Source organism: Streptomyces klenkii (assembly GCF_003626645.1).
Classification (GTDB): domain Bacteria; phylum Actinomycetota; class Actinomycetes; order Streptomycetales; family Streptomycetaceae; genus Streptomyces; species Streptomyces klenkii.
This window is the reverse complement of the sequence record NZ_RBAM01000191.1, coordinates 1-1,060: the sequence shown is the minus strand read 5'-3', so window position 1 is coordinate 1,060 and position 1,060 is coordinate 1. Positions and strand designations below refer to the sequence as shown.

General features: G+C 75.2%; 1 protein-coding gene and 1 pseudogene. Both read left to right on the top strand.

The genetic code is table 11. The annotated features are described in order from the left end of the window. A pseudogene (locus D7231_RS37220) lies at positions 1–269 on the top strand (hypothetical protein); the annotation flags it as partial. Then, a partial coding sequence (locus tag D7231_RS35685; protein ID WP_147449927.1) for an inositol monophosphatase family protein occupies positions 247–1,060 on the top strand: 814 nt, incomplete at its 3' end. The pseudogene D7231_RS37220 and the gene D7231_RS35685, both read left to right, overlap by 23 nt.

Here is a 1,060-nt window from a genome sequence, read left to right as displayed (position 1 = left end):
GGTGGGAGTCGGACGCGCGGCAGACCACCGGGCGGGGCAGCACGTACACGCTGGCGGCCGGGGAGTTCCATGCCACGGTGGTGCCGACCCGGCGCGCAGCGGCAACGCTGGTGCACGGGCGCACGCTCCCCGGCCGCACGGATCTCTCGCTCGGCCCGGTGGATGGGACGGCCCATCGGGGGGTACGGCAGGTGTGCAACGCCGAGGAGACCGCCCGGTTGGCGCGGTCCGCGCTGAGGAAGCTCCATGAGTCCGACAACGGGGACTGAACCCGCGTCAGAGAGCGAGCCGGGAGGGGACGCCGCGTACACGCCCTTCGGCGCCGAGCGGCGGCTCGCGGTGACCGCCGCCCGGGAGGCCGGCGAGCTGCTGCGGGCACGTTTCCGGCGGGGCGTCGAGGTGTGGGAGAAGGGAGAGCACGGCGACGTGGTCACCGACCTCGACCTGGCGGCGGAGCGGCTGATCGTGCGGCGGATCCGGCAGCGATTCCCGCGCGACCGGATCCGCGCCGAGGAGGCGGGGGTGATCAACGGCGATGGAAGCGGCCGGAGTTGGCTGGTGGACCCGCTGGACGGGAGCAACAACGTCGCCATCGGCCTGCCCGCCTACGTGGTCGGCGTGGCGCTGTGCGTGGACGACGCGCCAGTGATCGGCGTGGTCTACGACCCGGTGACCGAGCAGACCTGGTCGGCGGAAGCCGGGGCCGGGGCGTTCGGGCCGCGCGGGCGGCTGACCGTGGCCGAACGCCCGCTGCCGCGCTCCGGCCCGCTGCTGGCGTGGACGCAGGGGCACGGGGTGGCGCGGGACGACGGGCCGACGCGGGCGCTGCGGACGTTCCTCGAAGCGCGGTCGAGACGGATGCTCCAGCTCTGGGCGCCGCTGCTGTCCTGGGTGATGCTGGCCCGGGGGGACATCGACGGCTTCGTGGGGTTCCGGGCGGAGGCGATCGACCTGCCGGCCGGGACGCTGCTCGCGGCGGAGGCAGGTCTGGAGGTGCGGACGCTGGCCGGGGACCCGTTCCTCGGGAGCCTGGACGGGCCGGACACCGCCCGCAGCTTCG